The organism is Roseateles sp. (assembly GCF_047654785.1).
GTDB lineage: Bacteria > Pseudomonadota > Gammaproteobacteria > Burkholderiales > Burkholderiaceae_C > Pelomonas.
This window is the reverse complement of record NZ_JASGKQ010000003.1, coordinates 610,223-636,751: the sequence shown is the minus strand read 5'-3', so window position 1 is coordinate 636,751 and position 26,529 is coordinate 610,223. Positions and strand designations below refer to the sequence as shown.

The window sequence follows — 26,529 nt, the reverse complement described above, 5'->3', positions numbered from 1 at the left end:
TATGGTGCGCCCCGTCATGAAACGCCTGCTGCTCCTCGCCCTGATCGGCCTCGCCACCGGCGCCGCCCTGGCGGCCGAGCCGCCCCGCCCCAGGATCGGCCTGGTGCTGTCCGGCGGCGGCGCCCGCGGCCTGGCCCACATCGGCGTGCTGCGCGTGCTGGAGGAGATGCAGGTACCGGTGGACCTGATCGTCGGCACCAGCATGGGCGCCGTGGTCGGCGGCGCCTACGCGGCCGGCCGCAGCGTGGACGAGCTGGAGACGCTGGCGAAATCGCTGGACTGGGACGCCATCCTGACCGACCGACCCGACCGCGACCGCCTCTCCATCCGCCGCCGCGAGGACGACGAGCGCCTGCCCTCGCGCATCGAGTTCGGCTTCAACCTGGAGCGCGGCGCCATGCTGCCCAGCGGCGCCGCGGCCAACGGCCGGCTGGAGGCGACGCTGTCGGCCCTGCTGCCCGCCACCCGCGCCGAGGCGCCGCTGCGCAGGCTGCCCATCCCGTTCCGCGCCGTCGCCACCGACCTGCTCTCCGGCGCGATGCTGGACCAGGCGGACACGCCGCTGTTCCTGGCGCTGCGCGCCTCGATGGCCGTGCCCGGCGTGTTCGCGCCGCTGCGCGTCGGCGGCCGGCCGCTGGTGGACGGCGGCCTGGTGCGCAACCTGCCCATCGACCTGGCGCGCCAGCTCGGGGCGGAGGTCGTCATCGCCGTCAACGTCGGCACGCCGCTGCTGGAAGACCGCGAGATCACCAGCGCCGTGGCGGTGGCCAATCAGATGCTGCAGATCCTGACCGAGCAGAACGTGCAGCGCTCGCTGGCCGAGCTGCGGTCGCAGGACATCGTCATCGACCCCGACCTCGGCAGCATGGGCTTCATGGATTTCGCGCAGGCCGGCGACGCCATCGCCACGGGCCGCCGCGCCGCGCTGGCGGCCGGCGCGCGGCTGGCCGCGCTGGCCGCGCCCGGCGCGCAGGCGGCGCTGCAGCGCCAGCGCCTGGCGCCGCCCGACGAGGCGCTGCCGGCGCTGCCGCTGGGCGAGCTGCGCATCACCGGCACGCAGCGCCTGAGCGCCGACGCGCTCGGCGCCGAGCTGGCGCTGCTGCCCGGCGCGCCGGTGGCCAGCGCCGAGCTGAACCGCGCCGTCGAGCAGCTCGACGGCACCGGCGACTTCGACCGCATCGAGATGGCCATCGCCGACCGCGACGGCCGCCGCCACGTCGAGCTCAAGCTCACCGAGGCCGACTGGGCCGCCAGCCGCCTGCGCCTCGGGCTGGAGCTGTACAGCAACTTCGCCGACGCCAGCAGCTACTCGCTGGTGGCCATGCACGTGGCCAACTGGATGAACCGCTGGGGCGCGGAGCTGCGCACGGTGGCGCGCATCGGCTCCACGCGCGGCCTGAACACCGAGTTCTACCAGCCGCTGGGCCCGGGCTCGCGCTGGTTCGCCGCCGCCAAGGCGGGCTACGAGGCCGGCAGCAACGACGTGTTCTACCAGGGCCAGCGCGCGCTGCGCCTGTCCAGCAGCCTGACGAGCGCGCAGCTGGAGCTGGGCCGCCGCGTCGCCGGCCTCGGCGACCTGCGCGTCGGCCTGGGCCGGCTGCGCGCCAGCAACGAGGTGGTGCTGCCCGTGGTGCCGGACGGCGCGCGGCGCTCGCAGTCCTACGGCCAGCAGTACGTCGAGTTCCACACCGACACGCTGGACTCGCTCGCCTTCCCGAGCCGCGGGCAGTGGACGACCGCGCGCATCGAATGGCTGCAGCCGCGCGGCGAGGAGCATGTCGTCAACGTGTCGCTGATCGGCCTCGCGGCGTTCCGCCTGGGCGAATGGGCGGGCCAGCTGTACGGCGAGCTGGCGCACGCCGAGCGCGGCATGGCGCGCTCGCTGGGCGGCTACCTGCGGCTGTCGGGCACGCCGGACGGCGCGCTGCTGGGCGAGAACATGGCGCTGGCCCGCGTCGTGATGGCGCGGCGCATCGGCGAGATGCCGCGCGGCCTGGGCGGCGCGGTGCGCGTGGGCTTCTCGCTGGAGACCGGCGCGGTGGGCGACGGCGCCGGCCTGAGCCTGCGCAACCTGCCGCGCAGCGGCTGGCAGCAGGCGGCCAGCGGCTTCCTCAGCGTGGACACCCGCTTCGGGCCGTTCTACCTGGCCGTGGGATCGACGCGCGGCGGCGAGTCGGCCGCCTACCTGCTGCTCGGCCCCACCTGGTGAAGCCAGCGGCCGGCCAGCTCGAAGTCCTCCGGCCAGGTCACCTTGAAGTTGGCCATGGACGCGCGCACCAGCTGCGGCGCCAGGCCCAGCGCCTCGACGGCGCTGGCCTCGTCGGTGGCGGCCGCGCCCATCGCCGCCAGCGCGCGCTCCACCAGGCCGAGGCGGAACATCTGCGGCGTCTGCGCGGCCCATTTGCCGCGGCGGTCCACGGTGGCGGCGACGCGGCCGCCGGCATCGCCGGCCTTCAGCGTGTCGGCGATGGGCTGGGCCAGCAGGCCGCCCACCGCGTCGCCGAGGCAGGCGTCGATGAGCGCGTCCACCCAGGCCGGGCGCAGCAGGCAGCGCGCCGCGTCGTGCACCAGCACCCAGTCGCCGTCCGCCACGCCGCGCCGACGCAGTTCGGCCAGGCCGCCCAACACGCTCTCGGCGCGGCTGGCGCCGCCGACGCGGGCCACCCAGCCCGCGTGGCCGGGCAGCGCGGCCTCGAAGCGGTCGTCGGCCGGCGACAGCACCACCAGCGTCTGCACGATGCGCGGCACGGCGGCCAGCGCGGCCAGCGTGTGCGCCAGCATCGGCCGGCCGGCGATCTCGACGTATTGCTTGGGGCCGCCGGCCCCGGCGCGCTCGCCGATGCCGGCGGCGGGGACGAGGGCGTAGCAGCGCGGTGGGCGCGGTGGAAGTGACGTCACGGCGACCTCAGAGCAGCAGGTAGTCCACCGGCTTTAGCGCCGGTGGCGTGTCGGCATCGCCCAGCGCCTGGCGCAGGTCGATCTCGATGCCGCGGCAGATCGCGTCCAGCGGCAGGTCGTTGGCCAGCAGGCCGAAGGGCTCCTCGATCTCGTCGCCCAGCGCGTCCAGGCCGAAGAAGGTATAGGCCACGATGGCGACGACCAGCGGCGTCATCAGGCCGATGGAGTCGACCAGCCCGAAAGGCAGCAGGAAGCAGTAGAGGTAGGCGGTGCGGTGCAGCAGCAGCGCGTAGGAAAAGGGCAGCGGCGTGTTCCTGATGCGCTCGCAGCCGGCCGCCGCCGCGGTCAGCGCGGACAGGGTGTCGTCGATCTGCAGCGCACGCAGGCTGTCGAGGCTGCCGTCGCGGCGGCAGCGCGCCAGGTCGGCGCCCATGTTCATCATCAGCGTGGCGGGCCGGTTGGCCGCGCCGGCCAGCGCCAGGCGCTCGTCCCGCTGCAGCAGGCCGTCCAGGCCGGTGTCGTCGGCGGGCCGGTCGCGCAGCAGGTGCTTGAGCGTCACGCAGAAGGCCAGCGTGCGCAGCACCAGTCGCACGCGCACGTCGGCCAGGTCGCGCGGGCCGGGCGGCGGGGCCGGCAGGTCGATGAGGTGCAGCGCCTGGCGGGCCAGGTTGCGCGAGCGCAGCAGCAGTTCGCCCCAGAGCTTGCGCGCCTCCCAGAAGCGGTCGTAGCAGGCGCTGTTGCGGAAGCCCAGGAAGATGGCCAGCGGCAGCCCCATCAGCGTGAAGGGGATGGTCGACACCAGCACCGCGTGGTGGCTGGCCAGGGCCTGGTGGGCGGCCGTGACGACCACGGCCAGCAGCACGTTGACCAGCAGCACGCCACGGATGCGCGTCAGGATGGAGCCGCGCAGCACGAAGAAAAGCTGCCAGCCCCGGGGGCGCTCGCGAAGAATCATGGCGGCATTGTTCCCGATGCCGCGGCGCCGTCAGCCGTCGGCGCAGGCTCAGTCGTCGTGCCCGGGGTTCTGGCGCGCCAGGCGGCGCAGCAGGCCGGGCCAGGCCAGCTCGGCGCCGCTGCCGCGCATGACCCGGTCGCTCTGCGCGCGGATGCCGGCCAGGATGGGCGCGGGGATCTGGATCAGCGCGCCGCCGCCGGCCTGCGCGGCGAGCTGGATCTCGCAGGCGCGCTGCAGCATGAACATCTTCAGGAAGGTGTCCGCCGCGCTGTGGCCCAGTGTCAGCAGGCCATGGCTGCGCAGGATCATCAGCGAGGTGGCGCCGAGGTCGGCGACCAGCCTCACCTTCTCGTCGGGGTTCAGCGCCACGCCTTCGTAGTCGTGGTAGCTCAGCGAGGCCAGCGGGAACAGGCTGTGCTGCGACAGCGGCAGCAGGCCGCCCTGCTGCGCGCTGACCGCCACGCCGGCCACCGTGTGCAGGTGCATGACGAAGCGGGCGTCGTCGCGCGCGGCGTGGACGGCACTGTGGATCGTGAAGCCGGCGGGGTTGATGTCGTAGTCGCTGGGCTCGACCTTCTCGCCCGCCGCGTCCACCTTGACGAGGCTACTGGCCGTGATCTCCTCGAACATCATCCCGTAGGGGTTGATCAGGAAGTGGTGCGCCGGCCCGGGCACGCGGGCGGAGATGTGGGTGAAGATGAGGTCGTCCCAGCCGTACAGCGCGGTAAGGCGGTACAGCGCCGCGAGGTCGCAGCGGACGGCCCACTCCTCGGGGCTGGTGGTGGCGGGTCGGGCCATGGCGTCTCCTGGGTGGTCGTGCGGGCCAGCATAGTGCGCCGCCCCGGAAGCGCGGTGTCGCCTGCGCGGCTGCGCGGACAATCGCGCCGCCATGCTGATCGCCGACCTCCGCCAGCGCCTGCGCGCGCTGGGCGCCAAGCCCGCCCACGAATCCCGCGTGCTGCGCCACTGGGTGCGCGGCCTGCCGCTGGACGCCGGCCGGCCCGCGCTGTCCGGCTGGCTGCCGAAGCCGGTGCTGGACGCGCTGCCGGGCCTGCTCGCCGAGCTGCACGGCCTGGTGCGGCTGCGCAGCGAGCACCCGGGCGCGGACGACCAGTCCGCCCGGCTGCTGCTGGGCCTGGCCGACGGCCAGACCGTGGAGACGGTGCTGCTGCCGCGCGAGGGCGTGTGCGTGTCCAGCCAGGTGGGCTGCGCGGTGGGCTGCCGGTTCTGCATGACCGGCACCGAGGGCCTGATCCGCCAGGTGGGCAGCGCGGAGATCGTGGCCCAGGTGGTCGTCGCGCGGCAGAAGCAGCCGCGGCTGCGCAAGGTGGTGTTCATGGGCATGGGCGAGCCCGCGCACAACCTCGCCAGCGTGCTGGACGCGATCGCGCTGCTGGGCCGCGAGGGCGGCTTCGCGCACAAGCAGCTGGTGTTCTCCACGGTGGGCGACGAGCGCGCGTTCGCGGCGCTGCACGCGGCCGAGGTGAAGCCGGCGCTGGCGCTGTCGCTGCACACCAGCGACGCCGCCAAGCGCGCCGCGCTGCTGCCGCGCGCGCCGCGGCTGGCGCCCGAGGCGCTGGTGGCGGCCGCCGACGCCTACGCCCGCGCCAGCGGCTATCCGGTGCAGTACCAGTGGACGCTGCTGGACGGCGTCAACGACGGCGCGGACGAGCTGGACGGCATCGTGCGCCTGCTGAAAGGCCGCTACGGGCTGCTGAACATGATCCCGTTCAACACGGCGCCCGGCCTGCCGTTCCGGCGCCCCGGCTGGGAGCGCGCCCGCGCCATCGCCGCCGAGCTGTCGGCGCGCGGCGTGCTGACCAAGCTGCGCGACTCCGCCGGCCAGGACGTGGACGGCGGCTGCGGCCAGTTGCGCGCCCGCGAAGCCGTCGGCCGGCCGGCGCGGGTGGTGAAGATTCACGCCTGACGGCGCGCCCGCCGGCGCGGCAACGCCCGCAGAATGCGCAGCGCCGCGAGCACCCATCCGGAGGAGACATGACCCCGCTTCAGACCCTGCCCTCGCGCCTGCGCGCGGCCGCCCTGATCGCCGCGACGGCCGCCAGCCTGCAGGCCGGCGCCGCGCCGACGGTGAACAAATTCGCCCCCACGGCCCAGCTGGACGGCAGCACGCTGCAGCTCAACGGCAAGGGCACGCGGGTGCGCCTGGTGTTCAAGGCCTACGACATGGCGCTCTACACCCCGCGGCGCGCCGCCACGCCGGCCGAGCTGCTGGCGCTGCCCGGCCCCAAGCGGCTGCAGTTCGTCGCGCTGCGCGAACTGGCCGGCACGGACCTGGGGCGCCTGTTCCTGCGCGGCATGGGCGACAACACGCCCAGCGCGCAGATGACCCGCCACACGCTGGCGACGACCCGCCTGATCGAGATCTTCTCCGGCAAGCCCAAGCTGGTGGCCGGCGACAGCTTCGCGATGGACTTCATCCCCGGCAAGGGCACGCAGTTCTACATCCAGGGCCAGCCGCAGGGCGAGCCGGTGGGCGACGACGAGTTCTTCACGCTGGTGCTGCGCATCTGGTTCGGCGACGCGCCGGCCGACCGCCCGCTGCGCGACGCGCTGCTGGACGGCGGCAGGGACTGAGCCGCGATGCCCGCCGGCCGCGTCAGCGCGAGGCCTTCACCCAGTCCATGACCAGCTCGCGCAGCACCGGCAGCGGCACCTGGCCTGCGGTCAGCACGACGCGGTGGAAGCCCTTGACGTCGAACTTCGCGCCGAGCGCCGCCGTGGCCTCGGCGCGAAGCCGGCTGATCTCCAGCTGGCCGATCTTGTAGCCCAGCGCCTGGCCCGGCCAGGCGATGTAGCGCTCCACCTCGGAGACCACGTCGCTCTCGGCCATCGAGGAGTTGTCGAGCATGTAGCGGATGGCCTGCTCGCGCGTCCAGCCCTTGGCGTGCAGGCCGGTGTCCACCACCAGCCGCATCGCGCGCAGCTGCTCGTCGGACAGCCGGCCGTACCACTGGTAGGGGTCGGTGAACAGGCCCAGCTCCTGGCCCAGGCTCTCGGCGTACAGCGCCCAGCCTTCCACGTAGGCGGAGTAGTTGACGCCGAAGCGGCGGAAGGCCGGCAGGGTCGTGTCCTCCTGCGCGATGCTGATCTGGAAATGGTGGCCGGGCGAGGCCTCGTGCAGCGACAGCGTCTCCATGCCGAAGCGGGGCTGGGCCTTCAGGTTGAAGGTGTTGACGTAGAACACGCCGGGCCGCGAGCCGTCGGCCGAGGGCTCCTGGTAGGAGGCGCCGGCCGCGCTCTCGGCGCGGAAGGCCTCGACCTCGCGGACCTCGTAGTCGGCCTTGGGGGCGATGTCGAAAAGCTTCGGCGTCAGGCCGTTGATCTTCTGCTGCAGCGCGCGGTAGCCGGCGAGCAGGTCCTCGGGCCGGGTGAAGTAGAACTGCGGGTCGTCCTGCAGGTGCCTGAAGAAGGCCTTCAGGTCGCCGGCAAAGCCCACCTGCCGGCGCACGCGGTCCATCTCGCCGAGGATGCGCGCCACCTCCTGCAGGCCGATGGCGTGGATCTCGTCGGGCGTCAGCGCCAGCGTGGTGGCCTGGCGCACGCGGTAGGCGTACCAGGCCTTGCCGTCGGGCAGCGCGGACCAGGCCGTGCTGGTGCGCGCCCGTGGCAGGTACTCGTCGCGCACGAAGGCGAGCAGGCGCGCGTAGGCGGGCAGCACCTGCGTGGCCAGCAGCGCACGCATCGCGGCCGTGAGGCGCTCGCGCTCGGCGGCGGGCACGGCGTCGGGGAAGTCCTTGACGGGGCCCCAGAACAGGCTCTGCTCGGGCTCGCCGACGGCCAGCGCCTGCAGCTGGGCCAGCACCTTCTCCATGACGGCGCGCGGCTGGGTCACGCCGGCCTTCAGGCCCGCGCGCATGTTGGCGATCGTGCCGTCGAACATCGGCACGGCCCGCGCCAGGCGCTGCAGCCAGTCGTCGTAGTCCCGCGTCGTGCGGAAGGGCTGGATGGACTGGCCCGAGCCCATCTGCGCGAGCATCGCCGGCAGGCCGTCGAGCTGGCTCAGCGGCTGCATCCAGTCGGGGAAGCGCGCGCCGGCCAGGCGCTGCTCCAGGTCGCGTTCGAGGATCGCGTGGGAGATGCGGTCCCGCGGGTCGAGCTGCGCCTTGCGGAAGCCGGCCAGCACCAGCAGTTGCCGGTGCAGGTCGCGCAGCGCGTCGGCGCGGTAGGCGGCGGTGGTGGTGTCGACGAGCAGGCCGTTGTAGCGCGGATCGCCCAGCGAGGTGGCGAGCAGCGGCTGGCGCTTCAGGGTCTGCTCCCATTGCGCGTCCAGCCACTGGTGGAAGCGCCGGCTTTCGTCGGAGGCGGCCGGCGCGGCCAGCGGCAGGGCCAGTGAGGAAGCGAGCAGGCTCAGGGCGTGGCGGCGGCGCATGGGATCTCCGGTGTGAAGGCCGGGATGCTAGGCGAGCCGCCCGCCCGCTGCCGAAGGGCATGCTGTCCATAAAATCCCGCCCAGCCCCGCGTCCGGGGCTGTCGTCGTTTGTAGGTCCGCATGCCGCTCCCCTCGCTGCCGGTGATCCAGCCGGGCAAGAAATTCACCCATCCCCGCCCGCTGGGCTCCGCCGACGCGCTGCTGCTCGCACGCTTCGTGCAGCAGCAGCGCAGCGCCGGCCGGCTGGCCGCCGTGTTCACCGCCGAGCCGGGCGACACGCAGCGGCTGGAGGACGAGCTGGCCTTCTTCGCGCCGGCGCTGAAGGTCGCCGTCTTCCCCGACTGGGAGACCCTGCCCTACGACAGCTTCAGCCCGCACCAGGACCTGATCTCGGAGCGGCTGGCGACGCTGTGGGAGTTGCTGCAGTCGCAGAAGACCCGCCGAGTCGCCGGGCCGCCCCAAGACGAGGCGCGCCCCCTCGGGGGGGCGGCTGCGGCAACGCCGCAGCCTGGGGGCTCACAGGGCCGCATCGACGTGGTGCTGATGCCGGCGAGCACGGCGCTCGCGCGGCTGGCGCCGCCGAGCTTCCTGGCCGGCACCACCTTCAACTTCAGGCAGAAGCAGCGCCTCGACGAGGCCTCGCTGCGCAGTCAGTTGACGCTGGCCGGCTACACCAACGTCAGCCAGGTCGTGCAGCCGGGCGAGTACGCGGTGCGCGGCGGGCTGATCGACCTGTTCCCGATGGGGTCCAGCGTGCCCTACCGCGTGGACCTGTTCGGCGACGAGGTGGACTCCATCCGCGTCTTCGACCCCGACAGCCAGCGCAGCCTCTACCCGGTGCCCGAGGTGCGGCTGCTGCCGGGCCGCGAGTTCCCGATGGACGAGGCGGCGCGCAAGGCCTTCCGCAACCGCTGGCGCGAGAAGATGGACGGCGACCCGACCAAGGCGCGCCTGTACCGCGACATCGGCGAGGGGCTGGCCAGCGGCGGCATCGAGTACTACCTGCCCATCTTTTTCGAGCAGACGGCCAGCGTGTTCGACTACCTGGGCGCCGAGGCCGGCCTGGCGCTGCACGGCGAGGTGGACGAGGCCATCCAGCGCTTCTGGACCGACACCCGGGAGCGCCACCGCTTCCTGCAGCACGACCCCGAGCGGCCGCTGCTGCCGCCGCAGGACATCTTCCTGACGGCCGAGGAGTTCTTCGGCCTGGCCAGGCCGCACGCGGTGCTGTCGGTGCGCGGCGCGGAGCCGGTGGACTTCGCGCGGCCGCTGCCCGACGTCAGCGTCGAGCGCGGCGCGCAGGAGCCGCTGGCCCGCCTGGAAGCGCACCTCCGCGCCACGCCGCACCGGGTGCTGCTGCTGGCCGAGAGCGAGGGCCGGCGCGAGAGCCTGCTGGAGCAGCTGCGCGACCACAAGATCGACCCGCCGTCGGTGTCCGGCCTCGCCGAGTTCTGGGCCAGCGACGAGAAGTACGCCATCACCGCCGCACCGCTGGCCCAGGGCTTCTTCTGGAACGATGCCGAGTGGCCCGTCCAGCTCATCACCGAGACGGAGCTGTTCGCGACGACGCCCACCACGCGCCGCCGCCGCAAGCAGGAGCAGGCCAGCGACGTCAACGCGCTGATCAAGGACCTGTCCGAACTGAAGGTGGGCGACCCGGTCGTGCACATCAACCACGGCATCGGGCGCTACCAGGGCCTCGTCAACATCGACCTCGGCGACGGGGAGAAGAGCGAATTCCTGCACCTGGAATACGCCGACAAGGCGACGCTCTACGTGCCGGTCGCGCAACTGCATCTGATCGGCCGCTACACCGGCGTGTCGCCGGAAGAGGCGCCGCTGCACCGGCTCGGCTCCGGCCAGTGGGAGAAGGCCAAGCGCAAGGCCGCCGAGCAGGTGCGCGACACGGCGGCCGAACTGCTCAACCTCTACGCCCGCCGCGCCGCGCGCGAGGGCCACGCCTTCCGCTACTCGCCGCACGACTACGAAGCCTTCGCCGCGAGTTTCGGCTTCGAGGAGACGCCGGACCAGCGCGCCGCGATCCACGCCGTCATCCAGGACATGATCTCGCCCAAGCCGATGGACCGCCTCGTCTGCGGCGACGTGGGCTTCGGCAAGACCGAGGTGGCGCTGCGCGCGGCCTTCGTCGCGGTGATGGGCGGCCGGCAGGTGGCCATCCTCGCGCCGACCACGCTGCTGGCCGAGCAGCACTACCAGAACATCGCCGACCGCTTCGGCGCCTGGCCCGTCAAGGTCGCGGAGATGAGCCGCTTCCGCTCGGCCAAGGAGATCAAGGCGGCGATGGAAGGCATCGCCGACGGCAGCATCGACATCGTCGTCGGCACGCACAAGCTGCTGTCCGCCGACGTGAAGTTCAAGCGCCTGGGCCTGCTCGTCATCGACGAGGAACACCGCTTCGGCGTGCGTCACAAGGAGGCGATGAAGGCACTGCGCGCCGAGGTGGACGTGCTGACGCTGACCGCCACGCCGATTCCCAGAACCCTCGGCATGGCGCTGGAGGGGCTGCGCGACCTGAGCGTCATCGCCACCGCGCCGCAGCGGCGGCTGGCGATCAAGACCTTCGTGCGCGCCGAGAGCAGCGGCACCATCCGCGAGGCCGTGCTGCGCGAACTGAAGCGCGGCGGGCAGGTCTACTTCCTGCACAACGAGGTCGAGACCATCGAGAACCGGCGCCAGAAGCTCGAAGAACTGCTGCCGGAGGCGCGCATCGTCGTCGCGCACGGCCAGATGCCCGAGCGCGAACTGGAGCGCGTGATGCGCGAGTTCGTGCAGGGCAAGCACAACCTGCTGCTGTGCTCCACCATCATCGAGACCGGCATCGACGTGCCCAGCGCCAACACCATCGTCATCAGCCGCGCCGACAAATTCGGCCTCGCGCAGTTGCATCAACTCAGAGGCCGCGTCGGCCGCAGCCACCACCAGGCCTATGCCTACCTGATGGTGCCGGACCTGCAGGGCCTGACCAAGCAGGCCACGCAGCGGCTGGACGCCATCCAGGCGATGGAGGAACTGGGCTCGGGCTTCTACCTCGCAATGCACGACCTGGAGATCCGCGGCGCGGGCGAGGTGCTGGGCGACAACCAGAGCGGCAACATGATGGAGGTCGGCTTCCAGCTCTACAACGACATGCTGGCCGAGGCCGTGCGCGCGCTGAAGAGCGGCCGCGAGCCCGACCTGCTGTCGCCCACCGGCGCGTTCTCGACGAACACCGAGATCAACCTGCACGCGCCCGCGCTGCTGCCCGACGCCTACTGCGGCGACGTGCAGGTGCGGCTGAGCCTGTACAAGCGCCTGGCCACGGCCGAGAAGCCTGAAGCCATCGACGCGATGCTGGAGGAGATCACCGACCGCTTCGGCAAGCTGCCCACGCAGGGCCAGACGCTGTTCGACCTGCACCGGCTGCGCGTGCTCGCCCGGCCCTACGGCGTCATCAAGGTCGATGCGTCGCCGGCCGTCATCAACATCGGCTTCCGCCCCAACCCGCCCATCGACCCGATGCGCGTCATCGAACTGGTGCAGAAGAACCGCAACATCAAGCTCGTCGGCAACGAGAAGCTGCGCGTCGAGAAGATGCTCTCCAGCCCGCAGGACCGCGCGCAGGCGGTGCGGGAGGTGTTGCGGCTGCTGGGGCAGCCGACATCGCCGCGATGAGGGCGGCCGAGGAATGGGCGCCCGAACAAGTCGCCGCTGTGCTACGGTGCAAAAACACCAAATCACGAACTCGCCGCCATGAGCCGCCTGACCATCACCTTGAGCGAATCGCGCTATCTCGCGCTGAAAGAGGCTTCGGCCCGGCGCGGCAAGTCGATCGGGCAACTGATCGACGAAAGCCTGGAGTTCTACGGCATCAAGACCCGTGAAGAAGCGCGGAGCCTGGTGCAGCGTGCGCGCCAGCACAGCAAACTGGGCGAAGCCGACGCCATGCAACTGGCCCTGCAGGAAACCCGACAACAGCGCCGATGACCGCGCCGGTCATCATCGACACGAATGTGCTCGTGGCCGGCCTGCTGACGGCCGATGCACAAGCGCCGACGGCGCAAATCCTTGACGGCATGCTGGCGGCGCGGTTCGCCTATGTGGTGTCGGGCGAGTTGCTGGCCGAATACCGCGACGTGTTGTGCCGCCCCAAGCTGCGCGAGCTGCACGGCTTGTCCGCCGAAGAGGTGGAAACCGTGCTGACCGACCTGGCCTTGCACGCCATCGTGCTGACCGCCACGACCGCCCCCCCGTCGCCCGACCCCGGCGATCAGCATTTGTGGGGGCTGCTGGCGGTTCGCGACGACCTGGCGCTGGTCACCGGCGATGCCCGCCTGCTGGCCTCTAAGGACTGGCCGCAGCGCATCTTCAGTCCGCGCCAATGGCTGGATCAATGCCCACTTTCATGACGCGGGGCACGGGGGTCGACAAGGTGCTGGTGACGGTGGAACTGCACCAGTTGCCGCCCCCGGACTTCCGGGTGGTGGAGGGGGAGGCGGTGCGGGCCGTGCTGTATGCACCGCGCAGGTTCGCCGAGATGACGCCGCAGGAGCGCGTGCGCGCCTGTTACCAGCATGCGGCGCTCAAGTACGTCAGTGGTCAACAAGTACGTCAGTGGTCAACGCATGACCAACGCCAGCCTGCGCGAGCGAATGGGCATCGACCCGCAGAACGCCGCCCAAGCGTCGGCCATCATCAAGCTGGCATTGGGGCAGTTGCTGATCCGCCCGGCTGACCACCATGGCATGACGCGACAACGTCGGCGGGCCGCAGACCAGGCAGACGCAGGACAGCGTCCTTGTGCCTGCCAGCGCTGAATTGATCTGCCCCGGCGCCTGCTTCAGCGGCCTCGTCACCCATGCCTTCACCGTCGCAACGCCGCAGCCCGGCAGGCTGGGGTGGGCCGGCGAACCCCAACGGCTATGGGCGCCCGCCGCTCCAAAGCGCCGCCTGCCGGAACTCGGCGTCCAGCGCCGCGATCCATGCGGCCTGGGCCGGCGGCGGTGCGAAGCTGGCCTCCAGGCTGTTGCGCGCCAGCCGATAGGCCTCGCGCGCGCCCCATCGGGGCTGGGCGTCGAAGAGCGCCAGCAGGTTCTGGTTCAGGTAGCCGCCGAAGTAGGCCGGGTCATCGGAATTGACGGTCACCGCCAGTCCCGCCGCGAGCATCTGCGGCAGCGGGTGCGCCGCCAGGTCGGGCACGACGCGGAGCTTCACGTTGGACAGCGGGCACACCGTCAGCGGCACACGCTCGCGCGCCAGGCGCGCCATCAGCGCCGGGCTCTCGACGGCGCGCACGCCGTGGTCGATGCGCGCCACGCCCAGCAGGTCCAGCGCCTCTTCGATGTAGGCGGGCGGCCCCTCCTCGCCGGCATGCGCCACCCGGCGCAGGCCCAACGCGGCGCAGCGGGCGAACACGCGCTGGAACTTGCCCGGCGGGTGGCCGCGCTCGGCGCTGTCCAGCCCCACGCCGATGAAGTGCCCGCGGTAGGGCAGCGCCTGCGCCAAGGTGGCGAGGGCATCCTCCTCGCTGAGGTGGCGCAGGAAGCACAGGATCAGCGCCGCGCTGACGCCCAGCCGGGCGCGCGCATCGGCGCAGGCGCGCGACAGCCCTTCGATGACGGCGCCGATGGGCACGCCGCGCGCCGTGTGCGTCTGCGGGTCGAAGAACAGTTCGGCGTGGACGATGTTGTCCGCGGCCGCCTTCTCGAAGTAGGCCCAGGCCAGGTCGTAGAAGTCCTGCTCGTGCAGCAGCACGCTGGCCCCGGCGTAGTAGATGTCCAGGAAGCTCTGCAGGTCGGTGAAGGCGTAGGCCGCGCGCAGCGCGTCGATGCTGGCGTGGCGCAGCGCCACGCCGTTGCGCGCGGCCAGCGCGAAGATCAGCTCGGGCTCCAGCGAGCCCTCGATGTGCATGTGCAGTTCGGCCTTGGGCGCGCGGGCCAGCAGGCCGGGAACGGCGGAGCGCGGGATGCGGTCGAAGTCGATGTCGGCAGCCATGCGCCCCACCTCCTGCACGCCGGTGCTTACTGCACCCCCGGAACCTTGCCCTCGACGCCCTTGACGAAGAACTTGATGCCGCCGAGGAAGGCGTCGTCGGCGACGGTGTCCTTGGCCAGCACTTCCTTGCCGGTGTTGTCGGCGATGGGGCCCTTCCAGATCGAGAAGCTGCCGTCCTTGAGGCCGGCCTTGGCCGCATCGACCTTGGCCTTGACGTCGGCCGGCACGTCGTCGGCGATGCCGACGAGGTCGATCGCGCCTTCCTTGACGCCCCACCAGGCCTTGCCGGTGGCCCACTTGCCGTCCAGCGCGTCGCGCGTGGACTGGATGTAGTACGGCGCCCAGTTGATGACGGCCGAGCCGAGGTGGGCCTTGGGGCCGTAGGCCCGCATGTCGGAGTCCCAGCCGAAGGCGCGCTTGCCCTTTTCCTCGGCGGTCTTCAGCACGGCGGCCGAGTCGGTGTTCTGCATCAGCACGTCGGCGCCGCCGTTGATCAGCGCGACCGCGGCCTCGGTTTCCTTCGGCGGGTCGAACCACTCGTTGACCCAGACCACCTTGGTCTTGATCTTGGGGTTCACGCTCTGCGCGCCCAGCGTGAAGCTGTTGATGTTGCGGATGACCTCGGGGATGGGGACGGAGCCGACCACGCCGACGGTGTTGGTCTTGGTCATCGCGCCCGCGATGACGCCGGCGAGGTAGGCGCCCTCGTAGGTGCGGCTGTCGTAGGTGCGCAGGTTCTCGGCGGTCTTGTAGCCGGTGGCATGCTCGAACTTCACGTCCTTGTGCTCGGCCGCGACCTTGAGCATGGGTTCCATGTAGCCGAAGGTGGTGCCGAAGATCAGCTTGTTGCCCTGGCCGACGAGGTCGTTGAAGACGCGCTCGGCGTCGGCCGCCTCGGGCACCTTCTCGACGAAGGTGGTGGCGATCTTGTCGCCGAACTCCTGCTCCAGCGCCTTGCGGGCGTTGTCGTGGGCGAAGGTCCAGCCGCCGTCCCCCACCGGGCCGACGTAGGCGAAGGCGATCTTCAGCGGCTCGGGCTTCGCGGCGGCCTCGGGCGCGGCCGGCGCGGCGGCCGGGGCCTCCTCCTGCTTCGAGCAGGCGGCGAGCGCGGCGGCGGCGGCCAGCGCGGCGAGCGCGAAGGTCCGGCGGGTGGCGAGGGATGTCATGCGTTTCTCCTGGGAGGGTGGGCGGTGGGGGTGGGTTCAGTGGCCGGGCTTGAACGGCTTGCCGAGCGACGCGGGCATGTTGGCCTTGATCCACGCCGGGTTGCGCGAGATCAGCACCAGCACGGCGATGGTGGCGAGGTAGGGCAGCATGCTGAGCCACTGCGTCGGGATGTCGATGCCCTCGCTCTGCAGGTGGAACTGCAGCATCGTGACACCACCGAACAGGTAGGCGCCCAGCAGCACGCGGGCTGGCCGCCAGGTGGCGAAGGTGGTCAGCGCCAGTGCGATCCAGCCCTTGCCGGCCACCATGCCCTCCACCCACAGCGGCGTGTAGATGAGGGACAGGTAGGCACCCGCCAGCCCGCACAGCGCCCCGCCCGCGCAGACCGCGGCGAGCCGGATGCGGCGCACCGGATAGCCCAGCGCGTGGGCGGACTCCGGCGACTCGCCCACCGCGCGCAGCACCAGCCCGGCGCGGCTGCGGTACAGGAAGACATGCAGCGCCACGGCCAGCGCGATCGCCAGGTAGACGACCGGGTGCTGCGTGAACAGCGCCTTGCCGATGCCCGGCAGATCCGCCAGGCCCGGCACGGCCCACTGCGTGCGCTCCGGCAGGCGCTGCTGCGTGTAGCCGGTGCCGACGAAGGCCGAGAAGCCGGCACCGAACAGCGAGAGCGCCAGACCGGTGGCGTACTGGTTGGTGTTGAGCCAGATCACCAGCAGCCCGAAGAAGAGCGACAACAGCGCGCCCGCGGCCATGCCGGCGATGAAGCCCAGCACGTCGGAGCCGGTGTGCACGCCCGCCGCGAAGCCGGCGATGGCCGCCACCAGCATCAGCCCCTCGGCGCCGAGGTTGACGATGCCGGCACGCTCGTTGATCAGCAGACCCAGCCCGGCGATCGCCAGCACGGTGCCGGCGCTCAGCGTGGCCGCGAACAGCAGCGCGATCTCGGTCATGGCGGCCCCTTCCGACCTGCGGCCCAGCGCATGCGGTACTGCAGCCCGTGGTCGCAGGCCAGCAGCGTGAACAGCAGCAGGCCCTGGAACACGCTGGTCAGCGCCTTGGGCAGGCCCATGCGGCTCTGCGCCAGCTCGCCGCCGATGTAGAACATGCTCATCAGCACGGCCGAGAACACGATGCCCACCGGATGCAGCCGGCCGACGAAGGCCACGATGATGGCCGCGAAGCCGTAGCCCACCGGCACATAGGGCGTCAGCTGGCCCAGCGGCCCGGCCACCTCCAGCGCGCCAGCCAGCCCCGCCATGCCGCCGGACAGCAGCAGCGCCGTCCACAGCGCGCTGCGCGACGAGAACCCGGCGTAGCGCGCCGCCGCCGGCGCGATGCCGCCCACCGTCAGCGCATAGCCGCGGTAGGTGCGGAACTGGAACACCGCGAACGCCGCCACCGCCAGCAGCGCGATGACGACGCCGGCATTCATCCGCAGCCCGCCCACCAGCCGCGGCAGCCGCGTCGCCGCGGCGAACAGCACGGTCTGCGGGAAGTTGTAGCCGTCCGGGTCTTTCCACGGCCCGTAGACCAGGTAGTTCAGCAGCAGCCCGGCCACGTAGACCAGCATCAGGCTGACGAGGATCTCGTTGGTGTTGCAGCGGTCGCGCAGCAGCGCGACGAGGCCCGCCCACAGCATGCCGCCGACGATGCCGCCCAGCAGCACCGGCACGACGAACCAGGCCGAGCTGCCAGGCCCCGCCTGCATCGCCACCCAGCCAGCACCGAGCGCACCGAGCACGAACTGCCCCTCGGCGCCGATGTTCCAGATGTTGGCGCGAAAGCACACCGCCAGGCCCAGCGCGATCAGCGCCAGCGGCACGGCCTTGATGCTCAGCTCCGACAGCGCCCGGCCGTTCTTCAGCGGCTCGACGAAGAACAGCCGCAGCGCCTGCACCGGGTCCTTGCCGAGCGCGGTGAACAGCAGCATGCCGATCAGCACCGTGATGGCCAGCGCCAGCAGCGGCGCGGCGACGGCCAGCGCCAGCGAGGTCTGCGCGCGCGGCTCAAGCCTGAACATCGACGGCCTCCGTGCTCGCGGGCCAGAGCCCGGACATCCATTCGCCGATCTGCTCGCGCGTGGCCTCGGGCGTGGGCAGCGACGGCGACAGCCGGCCGTCGGCGATGACCAGCAGCCGGTCGCACAGCTCGAACAGCTCGTCCAGCTCCTCGCTGAACACCAGCAGCGCGCAGCCCTGGTTGCGCAGCCGCAGCAGCTCGCCGCGGATCTGCGCGGCGGCCCCCACGTCCACGCCCCAGGTCGGCTGCGCGACGATCAGCAGCCGGGGCCCGGCGTCGATCTCGCGGCCGACGATGAACTTCTGCAGATTGCCCCCCGACAGCGTGCGGGCCGGCGCGTCCGGCCCCGGCGCCTTGACGCGGAAGCGGTCGATCAGCGCGGCCGCCAGGCGGCGCGCCTCGCCGACGCGCAGCCAGCCGCCGGCGCCGACGGGCCCGGTGCGCGTCAGCAGCGTGTTCATCGCCAGCGACAGCGTCGGCACCGCGCCGCGGCCCAGCCGCTCCTCGGGCACGAAATGCAGGCCCGCCGCGCGGCGCCTGCCCGGCGACGCGCGGGCGATGTCCTCGCCGAACAGCCGGATGCTGCCGGCCGCCGCGCGCGGGTCCTCGCCCGACAGCGCCGCGAGCAGCTCCTGCTGGCCGTTGCCCGACACGCCGGCCACGCCGACGATCTCGCCGGCGCAGACGTCCAGCGCGACGCCCTTCAGCGCGACGCCGAACGGGTCCTGCTGCGCCAGGTCCAGCCCGGCGACGCGCAGCACCGGCCGCTGCCGGTCCACGGGCCGGCCCTCGCGCGCGGCCAGCACCGGCGCATCGGCGCCGATCATCAGCCGCGACAGGCTGGCGTTGGACGCCTGCTGCGGGTCCACCTCGCCGACGACGCGGCCGCCGCGCAGCACCGTGCAGTGGTGGCACAGCGAGCGGATCTCGTGCAGCTTGTGGCTGATGTAGAGGATCGCGCAGCCCTCGGCGCTGAGCTGGCGCAGCGTCACGAACAGGCTCTCGACGGCCTGCGGCGTCAGCACCGACGTGGGCTCGTCGAGGATCAGCAGCTGCGGCCGGGTCAGCAGCGCGCGGACGATCTCGACGCGCTGCCGCTCGCCGACGCTGAGCGTGTGCACCGGCCGCGCCGGGTCCACGTGCAGCCCGTAGGCGGCGGACACGGCGCGCGTCTGCGCGGCCACGTCGGCCAGCGACTGCGCCTTGTCCAGCCCCAGCCAGATGTTCTCGGCGGCGGTCAGCGTGTCGAACAGCGAGAAGTGCTGGTAGACCATGCTGATGCCGAGCGCCCGCGCCTGCGCCGGGCTGGCCACGTCGACCTCGCGGCCGTTCCACGCGATCTGCCCGGCGTCCGGCCGCACCGCGCCGTAGATGATCTTCATCAACGTCGACTTGCCGGCGCCGTTCTCGCCGAGGATGGCGTGGATCTGGCCCGGCGCCACCTTCAGGTGGATGCCGTCATTGGCCTTGACGCCGGGGTACTGCTTGCTGATGCCGATGAGCTCTAGACGGTGCATGCCGGGCGGGCGCGTTCAGAAGTGGTACTCGGCGCGGATCATCGGCGTCTTCGCGAACGCGCCGCGGCCGGCCGCGCCCCGGTAGGGGTTGCCGAACTTGTTGCGCCAGTACTGGTACTCGATGCCCACCTTGAACTTCCCCGGCGCGCCAGCGGCGGCGCCTGCGTCGTACATGACCTGCCCGTCGAAGTTGAATTCCGGCGCCGTCGCGCCGCCGAACTCGTCCGTGCCCTTGCTCGCAATGTAATTGGCGAAACCTTCGAAGGCCAAGGGCAGCTTGCCCAGCGGAATGCTCCAGGCCGCCGCCAGCATCGCGTGGGTCTTGTAGTCGTAGCGCGGCGTCGCGGTGCCGGTGAACTTGCTGTAGGGCGCGTTGCTCTCCTTCAGCAGCAGCAGGCTGATGTTGAGGAAGCCGGGCACGTCCAGCATCAGCGTCGGGCCCAGCACCAGCATGCGCTTGCGCGAGTTGTAGCCGGCATCGACCTTGACGTTGGCGTCGAAGCCGGCCGTCAGCCCCAGGCCGCGCACCGGGCCGAACTCGATCTTGCTGCCGCTGACCTTGCCGATGTCCAGCGTGTGGCGGTAGACGAGGTAGACCTCGCTCGCGCCGCTGTCCGCGCCGGGGCTGGACGGGTCGCGCCTGTCGGACAGCAGCACGTCGGCGTTGAAGAAGTTGCTGCCGTAGGCGTAGCCGCTGGCGTGGTTGAGGTTGACGATGCTCTTCTTGATGTCGTTCGCGCCGAAGGGCTCGGCGAACTTCGTGCCGTAGCGGTAGCCGATCGAGGTGTCGCTCCAGTCGGCGGCCTGGCCGGTGCTGGCGGCCAGCGTGGCCAGGGCGGTGCAAAGCAGGCGTGTGGTCGGGCTCAAGGCGGGCTCCTGGGTCGGATGGGGATGGGCGGGCACTAGCAATTCATGCGCCATGTGGCACCAGTGGGGCCGGGCGGCGCCGCATTCGGCCGCCCGGAGCTTAGCGGCATGCCCGGCCGCCGCGCCGGGACGCACCAGAGGCGGGCGGCCAGGCCGCGCGCAACACCCCATGGCGGTGCGCGCCGCCGCGTTCATCCCTCGCCGGGTGCGCCGAGCGCCTTCAGACGCCGGTAGAAGGTGCGCTCGCTCAGGCCCAGCCGCGCCGCCATCTCGCGGCGGCTGAGCCGGCCCTCGGCCAGCAGGCGGCGGATCTCGCCGTCGCCGGGCTCGCCGCGGCGGGCCGGCCCGGCCGGCAGCGGGCCGGCGGGCGCGGTCAGCCATTCGGGCAGGTGCTCGGGCCGGACGATGCCGTCGTCGGCGAACAGCCGGGCGCGCTCCAGCACATTGCGCAGCTCGCGGATGTTGCCGGGCCAGTCGTGGGCCTGCAGGCGCGCCATCGCGGCCGGCTGGATCACCAGGCGCGGCGCGGCCCGGGCGCCCTGCTGCAGGAAGGAGTCGGCCAGCAGCGGGATGTCGCCCGCCCGCTCCCGCAGCGGCGGCAGCAGGATCGGGAAGGCGGCGATCCGGTAGTAGAGGTCCTGGCGGAACAGGCCCTGCGCCACCATCTGCCGCAGCGGCTTGTGCGTCGCCGCGACGAGGCGGAAATCGGCCTGCAGCGTCTCGGTGGCGCCGACGCGGCGGAAGGTGCCGGACTCGATCAGCCGCAGCAGCTTGACCTGCATGCCCAGCGGCACGTCGCCGATCTCGTCGAGGAAGAGCGTGCCGCCGGCCGCCGTCTCCACCAGGCCGGGCTTGCGGTGCAGCGCGCCGGTGAAGGCGCCCTTCTCGTGGCCGAACAGCTCGCTCTCGAACAGGTTCTCGGGCAGGCCGGAGCAGTCGACGACGACGAAGGGCTGGCCATCGCGGTCGCTGGCCTCGTGGACGGCGCGGGCGAACAGCTCCTTGCCGGTGCCGGACTCGCCCAGCAGCAGCACCGGCAGCCGCGAGCGGGCGACGCGCTGCACGCTCTCCAGCGCCGTGTTGAAGGCCGGCGAGCGCCCGACCAGCCCGGCCTGGCGGGCCCGGGCCGAGGCGTGCTTCACCGTCGTCAGCCGCTCCACGTAGGCCACGACCTGGCGGCCCGCGTCGAGGATGGGGCGCAGCTCCACGTCCACGTGCTCCGGCCCGCGCGGCGTGTGGTGGATGTGCAGCACCCGGTCGGGGCCCCGGAGCTCGAACGCGCGCTTCATCGGGCAGTGCTCGCCGGCCTGGTCGCACGGCACGTCGTAGTGGTGCGACACGCGGTAGCACTTGTGGCCCAGGTAGGGCCGGTCCGCCGCGCCGAACTGGCGCTGGTAGGCGGTGTTGGCGGCCAGGATGTTGTAGTCCGGGTCCAGCACGATCATGGGCTGGGCCTCGTGCTCCAGGTAGGACACCAGCGCCTGGATCGGCGCGGCCTGCGGCTCGGGCGCGGCGTGAGGAAAGGTCGGGGGCATGGTGCGGCGGATTGTGCGCGATGGCTGCCATCGCGCCGCCATGGCGCTGCCAGATTCGCTGCCATTGGCAGCAGGAGCCGCGGCACCGCGGGCGCCCGGACACCGCTTCCGGCCTGGGAATTCTCGATATTCCCACGTCCATTCAACGACTTGCCACGCAAGCAAGCCGGGCGGGCGGCGCCTGGCACGGGTCTTGAATTATCGGGTTTGCAAGGCGCCCGGCGCTGCCACCGCAGCGGCGGGCAGGACGACACCCACGACGAGGAGACCCCCATGAAAGCGAACGAAGGAACCCTGGACCGCAGCCTGCGCGTGATCGCCGGCCTGGCGCTGATCGCCCTCGCGGCCACCAGCACCGTGGGCGCCTGGGGCTGGCTGGGCGTGGTGCCGCTGGCCACCGGCGCGGCGGGCTTCTGCCCGCTGTACACGCTGCTGGGCATCAACACCTGCCGGCGCTGAGCCGCCGCCACCGGGAGACCCCGCCATGGACCATCCATCCCGGATGCAGGTCGAAGGCTTCTTCGACGCGGCGACCTGGACCGTCAGCTACCTCGTGCTGGACCGCGCGACGATGCAGTGCGCGCTGGTGGACAGCGTGCTGGACTACGAACCCAAGTCCGGCCGCACCGCCACGGCCAGCGCCGACCGGCTCGTCGCCCGCGTGCGCGAGCTGGGCGCGCAGGTGCAGTGGATCCTGGAGACCCACGTCCACGCCGACCACCTGTCCGCCGCCCCCTACCTGCGCCGGACGCTGGGCGGCCGGCTGGGCATCGGCGGCCACATCACGGCGGTGCAGCAGGTGTTCGGCACGCTGTTCAACGCCGGCCCCGACTTCGCCCGCGACGGCCGCCAGTTCGACCACCTCTTCCAGGACGGCGAGGCCTTCGCCATCGGCGGCCTGCAGGCCCGCGCGCTGCACACGCCCGGCCACACGCCGGCCTGCATGACCTACGTGGTCACCGCCGGCGCCGGCGACGGCGGGCCGGCCGGCGAGATCGCCGCCTTCGTCGGCGACACCCTGTTCATGCCCGACTACGGCACTGCCCGCTGCGACTTCCCCGGCGGCGACGCCCGCACCCTGTACCGCTCGATCAACACCGTGCTGAGCCTGCCGCCGCAGACCCGCCTGTACATGTGCCACGACTACCAGCCCGGCGGGCGCGAACTGCAGTTCGTCAGCACCGTGGCCGAGGAGCGCGCGCACAACATCCACGTGCGCGACGGCATCAGCGAGGACGCCTTCGTGGCCATGCGCACCGCGCGCGACGCGACGCTGGGCATGCCGACGCTGATCCTGCCGTCCGTGCAGGTGAACATGCGCGCCGGCGAGCTGCCGCCCGCCGAGGACAACGGCGTGCGCTACCTGAAGATCCCGCTGAACGCGCTCTGAGCCCCGGCCCCGGAGACCCGCATGGAATTCAAGACCCTGACGCCGGAGCTGGCCGTCGCCGCCCAGCTCCACGCGGCCGACCTGCGGCAGATCGCGGACGCCGGCTTCCGCACCGTGATCTGCAACCGCCCCGACGGCGAAGGCAACGACCAGCCGGCCTTCGCCGAGCTGCAGGCCGCCGCGCACGGCCTGGGGCTGGCGATGCACCACCTGCCGGCCGAGCCGGGCAAGGTCAGCGACGAGCAGGGTCGCGAGTTCGCCGCGCTGATGGCGGCCAGCCCCAAGCCGGTGCTGGCCTTCTGCCGCACCGGCACCCGCTCGACGACGATGTGGGCGCTGTCGCAGTCCGGCCAGCGCCCGCTGCCCGAGATCATCGAGCGCGCCGCCCGCGCGGGCTACGACCTCCAGGGCCTGGTGCGCCGGCTCGCCAACGGCGGCAGGACGCCGGTGGAGCTGGCCGACGCGACCCACGAGGTGGTCATCGTCGGCGGCGGCGCGGCCGGCATCGCCGTCGCGTCCAGCCTGCTCGCGCGCCAGCCCGGGCTGGACATCGCCGTCATCGACCCCGCAGACATCCACTACTACCAGCCCGGCTGGACGCTGGTGGGCGGCGGCGTCTTCGACGCTGCGGCCACCGCCCGCACGCTGGCCTCCGTGCTGCCCCGCGGCGTCCACTGGCTGAAGGCCGCGGTGGCCGCATTCGAGCCGGCGCGGGACGCCGTCATCCTCGACGGCTGCCGCGTCGTCAAGTACCGCCAGCTCGTCGTCTGCCCCGGCCTGAAGCTGGACTGGCACGGCATCGAGGGCCTGGTGGACACGCTGGGCCGCCACGGCGTCACCTCCAACTACCGCTACGACCTGGCGCCCTACACCTGGCAGTTGGTGCAGGGCCTGCGCGGCGGCCGCGCGGTGTTCACGCAGCCGCCCATGCCGATCAAGTGCGCCGGGGCGCCGCAGAAGGCCATGTACCTCTCGGCCGACCACTGGCGCCGCAGCGGCGTGCTGCGCGACGTGGACATCCAGTTCTGCAGCGCCGGCGCCGTGCTCTTCGGCGTGCCGGACTACGTGCCCGCGCTGATGGACTTCGTGCAGGCCTACGGCATCCACCTGAACTTCGGCCAGACGCTGACCGCCATCGACGGGCCGGCCCGCAAGGCGCTGTTCACGCAGACCAACGCCGACGGCGGCAAGACGCAGCGGGTGCGCGAGTTCGACATGATCCACGTCGTGCCGCCGCAGGCCGCGCCGGACTTCGTCCGCGTCAGCCCACTGGCCGACGCCGCCGGCTGGGTGGACGTGGACCCCGCCACGCTGCGCCACAAGACCTGGGCCAATGTGTTCGCGCTCGGTGACGCGGCCAACACCCCGAACGCCAAGACGGCCGCCGCGGCGCGCAAGCAGGCGCCCGTCGTCGCGCACAACCTGCTCGCCGCGCGCGGCGCGGCCCGGGGCGAGGCGCGCTACGACGGCTACGGCTCCTGCCCGCTGACCGTGGCGCGCGGCCGCATCGTGCTGGCCGAGTTCGGCTACGGCGGCAAGCTCGCGCCCAGCTTCCCGCGCTGGCTGATCGACGGCACGCGGCCCTCGCGGCTGGCCTGGTACCTGAAGGAGCGCATCCTGCCGCCGCTGTACTGGGACGGCATGCTCAAGGGCCGCGAATGGCTGGCGGAACCCGAGATGCGGGGCTGACCCGGTGGCCTGGGACGCCGCCGGCCTGAGCCTGCTGCTGGGCGCCGCCGTCGGCCTCGTGCTGGCGCTGACCGGCGCGGGCGGCGGCATCCTCGCGGTGCCGCTGCTGGTCTTCGGCCTGCGCCTGCCGATGGCGCAGGCGGCGCCGATCGGCCTGCTCGCCGTCGGCGCGGCCGCCGCGCTCGGCGCGCTGCTGGGGCTGCGCGAGGGCATCGTGCGCTACCGCGCGGCGCTGGTGATCGGCCTGGCGGGCATGGCGGTCGCGCCGCTGGGCGTGCGGCTGTCGCGCCAGGTGGCCGACGGGCCGGTGATGGCGCTGTTCGCGGCGGTGCTGGGCTGGGTCGCCTGGCGCAGCCTGCGCCGGGCCGCGGCCCCCGCAGCCGCCGCCGCCGCGCCCGGCCGCCGGCCCGCCTGCGCGATCAACCCGGCCACGGGCCGGCTGGCGTGGCGGGCGCCGTGCACGGCCCTGCTCGCGCTGACCGGCGCGCTCTCCGGCCTGCTCAGCGGCCTGCTGGGCGTGGGCGGCGGCTTCGTCATCGTGCCGATGCTGTCGGAGATCAGCAACGTGCCGCCGCGCGGCGTGGTCGCCACGTCGATGGCCGTCATCGCGCTGGTGTCGGCCGGCGGCGTCATCGGCGCGGCCAGCCAGGGCACGATGGCCTGGCCGCTCGCCGCGCCGTTCGCGGCCGGCGCGGCGCTCGCGCTGCTGGCCGGCCGGCAGCTCGGCGCGCGCGTCGGCGGCGCCCGGCTGCAGCAGGCCTTCGGCCTGGTCGCGGGCGGCGTCGCCGTGCTGATGCTGGTGCGCGCGCTGGGCGGCTGAGCGCGGTTCAGTCGTTGCGGCCGTGTGGAAAGGGCGCCCACCAGGCCAGCAGCGCCGGCGGGATCGAGAACACCAGCACCCAGCCGAAGAAGCCCGCGTACTGCTGGTCCACGGCGCTCCACAGCAGGCCGCTGGCGCTGCCGGTGGCCCATTTGGTGAGCGCCATGACGCCGGTGGCCATCGCGTAGTGGGCCATCCGGAACGGGCCCGGCGCGACCTGCTGCATCATGTAGAGCATCTGCCCCACCGAGCCCATGCCGAAGCCGAACTTCTCGAGCGCGACGATGGCGGCGATGGCCAGCGGGTCGGCCGGCAGCGCATGGGCCAGGTAGAAATAGGTCAGGTGCGGCACGTTCAGCACCAGGGCCAGCAGGAAGAAGCTGCGCGGCAGCGTGTGGCGGGCGACGAGGAAGCCGCCCGCGAAGGCGCCGGCGATGAAGCTCAGCGTGCCCGCCGTGCCGTTGATGTGGCCCAGCGCCGCGTTTTCCAGCCCCAGGCCGCCGGCCGCGGCGCCGTCCAGCAGGAACAGCGGGCCGAACTTCTCGATGAAGCCCTCGCCGAAGCGGTAGAAGAAGACGACGGCCAGCATCATCCAGATCCGCGGCTTGCGGAAGAAGCTGGCCCAGGCCACGCGCATCGCGGCGACGCCGCCGCCCAGGCCCTGCCCTCGCGGCGCGGGCGGCGAGCCCGGCGGCAGCACGCGCGCATGCCACAGGCCGGACGCCGCCATCGCCCCGGCCGCGAGCAGCACGACGACCATCCAGCACTGCACCCAGCCCATCGCCAGGTGGCCGTGCAGCCAGCCGGTCAGCGACACCAGCAGGCCCGACGCGACGACGGCGCCCAGGTTCCAGCACATGCCCTGCAGGCCGGCGTAGCGGGCCTGGTCGGTCGGCGACACGGTGGTCATGAACACGCCGTCGGCGCAGGTGTCCTGCGTGGCGGACGCGAAGCCGACCAGCCAGAAGAACGCCAGCGACAGCCTGAAGAAGCCCTCCAGCGGCAGGCACAGCGCCACGAGCGCCAGCGCGGCGGCCATCGTGAACTCCATGCCGACGACCCAGAAGCGCTTGCTGCGCCCGGCCTCCAGCAGCGGCGCCCACAGCGGCTTGAGCACCCAGGGCAGGTAGAGCTGCGAGGTGTAGAGCGCGATGTCCTCGTTGGCCACGCCCAGGTTCTTGTAGAGGATGGCCGCGACCACCCCCACCATCACGTTGGGCAGGCCCATGGCCAGGTAGAGCGAGGGCACCCAGGTCAGCGGGTGGCGGGCGGCGGGAGCGGTCAT

At 72.4% G+C, this 26,529-nt stretch carries 23 protein-coding genes and 1 pseudogene; 11 read left to right on the top strand and 13 right to left on the bottom strand.

Going from position 1 to position 26,529, the window contains the following annotated elements; genetic code table 11:
• Positions 1-16: 16 nt before the first annotated feature.
• On the top strand, positions 17-2,209 hold the full coding sequence (locus QM788_RS12015) for a patatin-like phospholipase family protein (protein ID WP_415661712.1): 2,193 nt from the start codon (positions 17-19) through the stop codon (positions 2,207-2,209).
• On the opposite strand, the gene ispD is transcribed toward QM788_RS12015, so the two are convergent.
• Genes ispD through QM788_RS12000 form a run of 3 tightly spaced genes read right to left on the bottom strand, consistent with a single transcriptional unit; the run spans position 2,182 to position 4,651 of the window.
• The gene (gene ispD / locus QM788_RS12010) at positions 2,182-2,898 is read right to left on the bottom strand and encodes a 2-C-methyl-D-erythritol 4-phosphate cytidylyltransferase (protein ID WP_415661711.1); all 717 of its coding nucleotides are present in this window, start codon (positions 2,896-2,898) and stop codon (positions 2,182-2,184) included. The two genes, QM788_RS12015 and ispD, sit on opposite strands and share 28 nt — an antisense overlap.
• Before the next feature lie 7 nt (positions 2,899-2,905).
• Entirely contained in the window at positions 2,906-3,853 is a 948-nt protein-coding gene (locus QM788_RS12005; RefSeq protein ID WP_415661710.1) for a bestrophin family protein, read from the bottom strand.
• Positions 3,854-3,901: 48 nt separating this feature from the next.
• Complete coding sequence (locus tag QM788_RS12000; protein ID WP_415661709.1) at positions 3,902-4,651, bottom strand: class II aldolase/adducin family protein; 750 nt, start codon at positions 4,649-4,651, stop codon at positions 3,902-3,904.
• Between the two features lie 91 nt (positions 4,652-4,742).
• Between QM788_RS12000 and QM788_RS11995 the strand changes: the two genes are divergently transcribed.
• Together QM788_RS11995 and QM788_RS11990 are read left to right on the top strand one after the other, a co-directional pair.
• Positions 4,743-5,780: an RNA methyltransferase gene (locus QM788_RS11995; protein WP_415661708.1), complete on the top strand. Its 1,038-nt coding sequence runs from the start codon at positions 4,743-4,745 to the stop codon at positions 5,778-5,780.
• Positions 5,781-5,848: 68 nt separating this feature from the next.
• Entirely contained in the window at positions 5,849-6,448 is a 600-nt protein-coding gene (locus QM788_RS11990; protein ID WP_415661707.1) for a chalcone isomerase family protein, read from the top strand.
• Positions 6,449-6,470: 22 nt separating this feature from the next.
• Here QM788_RS11990 and QM788_RS11985 read toward each other — a convergent pair whose 3' ends face one another.
• Entirely contained in the window at positions 6,471-8,243 is a 1,773-nt protein-coding gene (locus QM788_RS11985; protein ID WP_415661706.1) for a DUF885 domain-containing protein, read from the bottom strand.
• 120 nt (positions 8,244-8,363) lie between these two features.
• Between QM788_RS11985 and mfd the strand changes: the two genes are divergently transcribed.
• From mfd to QM788_RS11965, 4 genes are all read left to right on the top strand, one after another.
• Entirely contained in the window at positions 8,364-11,915 is a 3,552-nt protein-coding gene (mfd, locus tag QM788_RS11980; RefSeq protein WP_415661705.1) for a transcription-repair coupling factor, read from the top strand.
• A gap of 78 nt (positions 11,916-11,993) precedes the next feature.
• Positions 11,994-12,227: a CopG family transcriptional regulator gene (locus QM788_RS11975; protein ID WP_415661704.1), complete on the top strand. Its 234-nt coding sequence runs from the start codon at positions 11,994-11,996 to the stop codon at positions 12,225-12,227.
• Entirely contained in the window at positions 12,224-12,649 is a 426-nt protein-coding gene (locus tag QM788_RS11970) for a putative toxin-antitoxin system toxin component, PIN family (protein WP_415661703.1), read from the top strand. Before QM788_RS11975 ends, QM788_RS11970 begins: the two co-directional genes overlap by 4 nt.
• A 216-nt stretch (positions 12,650-12,865) precedes the next feature.
• Positions 12,866-13,057: a hypothetical protein gene (locus QM788_RS11965; RefSeq protein ID WP_415661702.1), complete on the top strand. Its 192-nt coding sequence runs from the start codon at positions 12,866-12,868 to the stop codon at positions 13,055-13,057.
• 103 nt (positions 13,058-13,160) lie between these two features.
• Here QM788_RS11965 and QM788_RS11960 read toward each other — a convergent pair whose 3' ends face one another.
• From QM788_RS11960 to QM788_RS11925, 8 genes and pseudogenes are all read right to left on the bottom strand, one after another.
• A complete protein-coding gene (locus QM788_RS11960) occupies positions 13,161-14,234 on the bottom strand; it encodes an adenosine deaminase (protein ID WP_415661701.1) in 1,074 nt (357 codons plus the stop codon).
• 26 nt (positions 14,235-14,260) lie between these two features.
• Positions 14,261-15,400: a BMP family ABC transporter substrate-binding protein gene (locus QM788_RS11955; RefSeq protein WP_415661700.1), complete on the bottom strand. Its 1,140-nt coding sequence runs from the start codon at positions 15,398-15,400 to the stop codon at positions 14,261-14,263.
• A gap of 36 nt (positions 15,401-15,436) precedes the next feature.
• Complete coding sequence (locus tag QM788_RS11950; protein WP_415661699.1) at positions 15,437-16,357, bottom strand: ABC transporter permease; 921 nt, start codon at positions 16,355-16,357, stop codon at positions 15,437-15,439.
• Complete coding sequence (locus QM788_RS11945; RefSeq protein WP_415661698.1) at positions 16,354-17,427, bottom strand: ABC transporter permease; 1,074 nt, start codon at positions 17,425-17,427, stop codon at positions 16,354-16,356. Before QM788_RS11945 ends, QM788_RS11950 begins: the two co-directional genes overlap by 4 nt.
• Entirely contained in the window at positions 17,414-18,943 is a 1,530-nt protein-coding gene (locus QM788_RS11940; protein ID WP_415661697.1) for an ABC transporter ATP-binding protein, read from the bottom strand. Before QM788_RS11940 ends, QM788_RS11945 begins: the two co-directional genes overlap by 14 nt.
• A gap of 15 nt (positions 18,944-18,958) precedes the next feature.
• A complete protein-coding gene (locus tag QM788_RS11935; RefSeq protein WP_415661696.1) occupies positions 18,959-19,810 on the bottom strand; it encodes an outer envelope protein in 852 nt (283 codons plus the stop codon).
• Positions 19,811-20,001: 191 nt separating this feature from the next.
• Entirely contained in the window at positions 20,002-20,109 is a 108-nt protein-coding gene (locus QM788_RS11930; protein ID WP_415662982.1) for a winged helix-turn-helix transcriptional regulator, read from the bottom strand.
• Between the two features lie 98 nt (positions 20,110-20,207).
• Positions 20,208-21,345: pseudogene (locus tag QM788_RS11925) on the bottom strand (sigma-54 interaction domain-containing protein); the annotation flags it as partial.
• A gap of 273 nt (positions 21,346-21,618) precedes the next feature.
• Here QM788_RS11925 and QM788_RS11920 point away from each other — a divergent pair.
• From QM788_RS11920 to QM788_RS11905, 4 genes are read left to right on the top strand one after another with little or no spacing between them, the layout of a single operon-like run.
• Positions 21,619-21,804 (top strand): DUF2892 domain-containing protein, encoded by a 186-nt coding sequence (locus tag QM788_RS11920; RefSeq protein ID WP_415661695.1) that lies wholly within the window; start codon positions 21,619-21,621, stop codon positions 21,802-21,804.
• A 25-nt stretch (positions 21,805-21,829) separates the two neighbouring features.
• A complete protein-coding gene (locus QM788_RS11915) occupies positions 21,830-22,735 on the top strand; it encodes an MBL fold metallo-hydrolase (protein ID WP_415661694.1) in 906 nt (301 codons plus the stop codon).
• 21 nt (positions 22,736-22,756) lie between these two features.
• Complete coding sequence (locus tag QM788_RS11910; protein ID WP_415661693.1) at positions 22,757-24,424, top strand: TIGR01244 family sulfur transferase; 1,668 nt, start codon at positions 22,757-22,759, stop codon at positions 24,422-24,424.
• A 4-nt stretch (positions 24,425-24,428) separates the two neighbouring features.
• Positions 24,429-25,244, top strand: coding sequence for a sulfite exporter TauE/SafE family protein (locus QM788_RS11905; protein WP_415661692.1), 816 nt, complete (start codon positions 24,429-24,431; stop codon positions 25,242-25,244).
• 7 nt (positions 25,245-25,251) lie between these two features.
• Here QM788_RS11905 and QM788_RS11900 read toward each other — a convergent pair whose 3' ends face one another.
• The gene (locus QM788_RS11900; RefSeq protein WP_415661691.1) at positions 25,252-26,529 is read right to left on the bottom strand and encodes an MFS transporter; all 1,278 of its coding nucleotides are present in this window, start codon (positions 26,527-26,529) and stop codon (positions 25,252-25,254) included.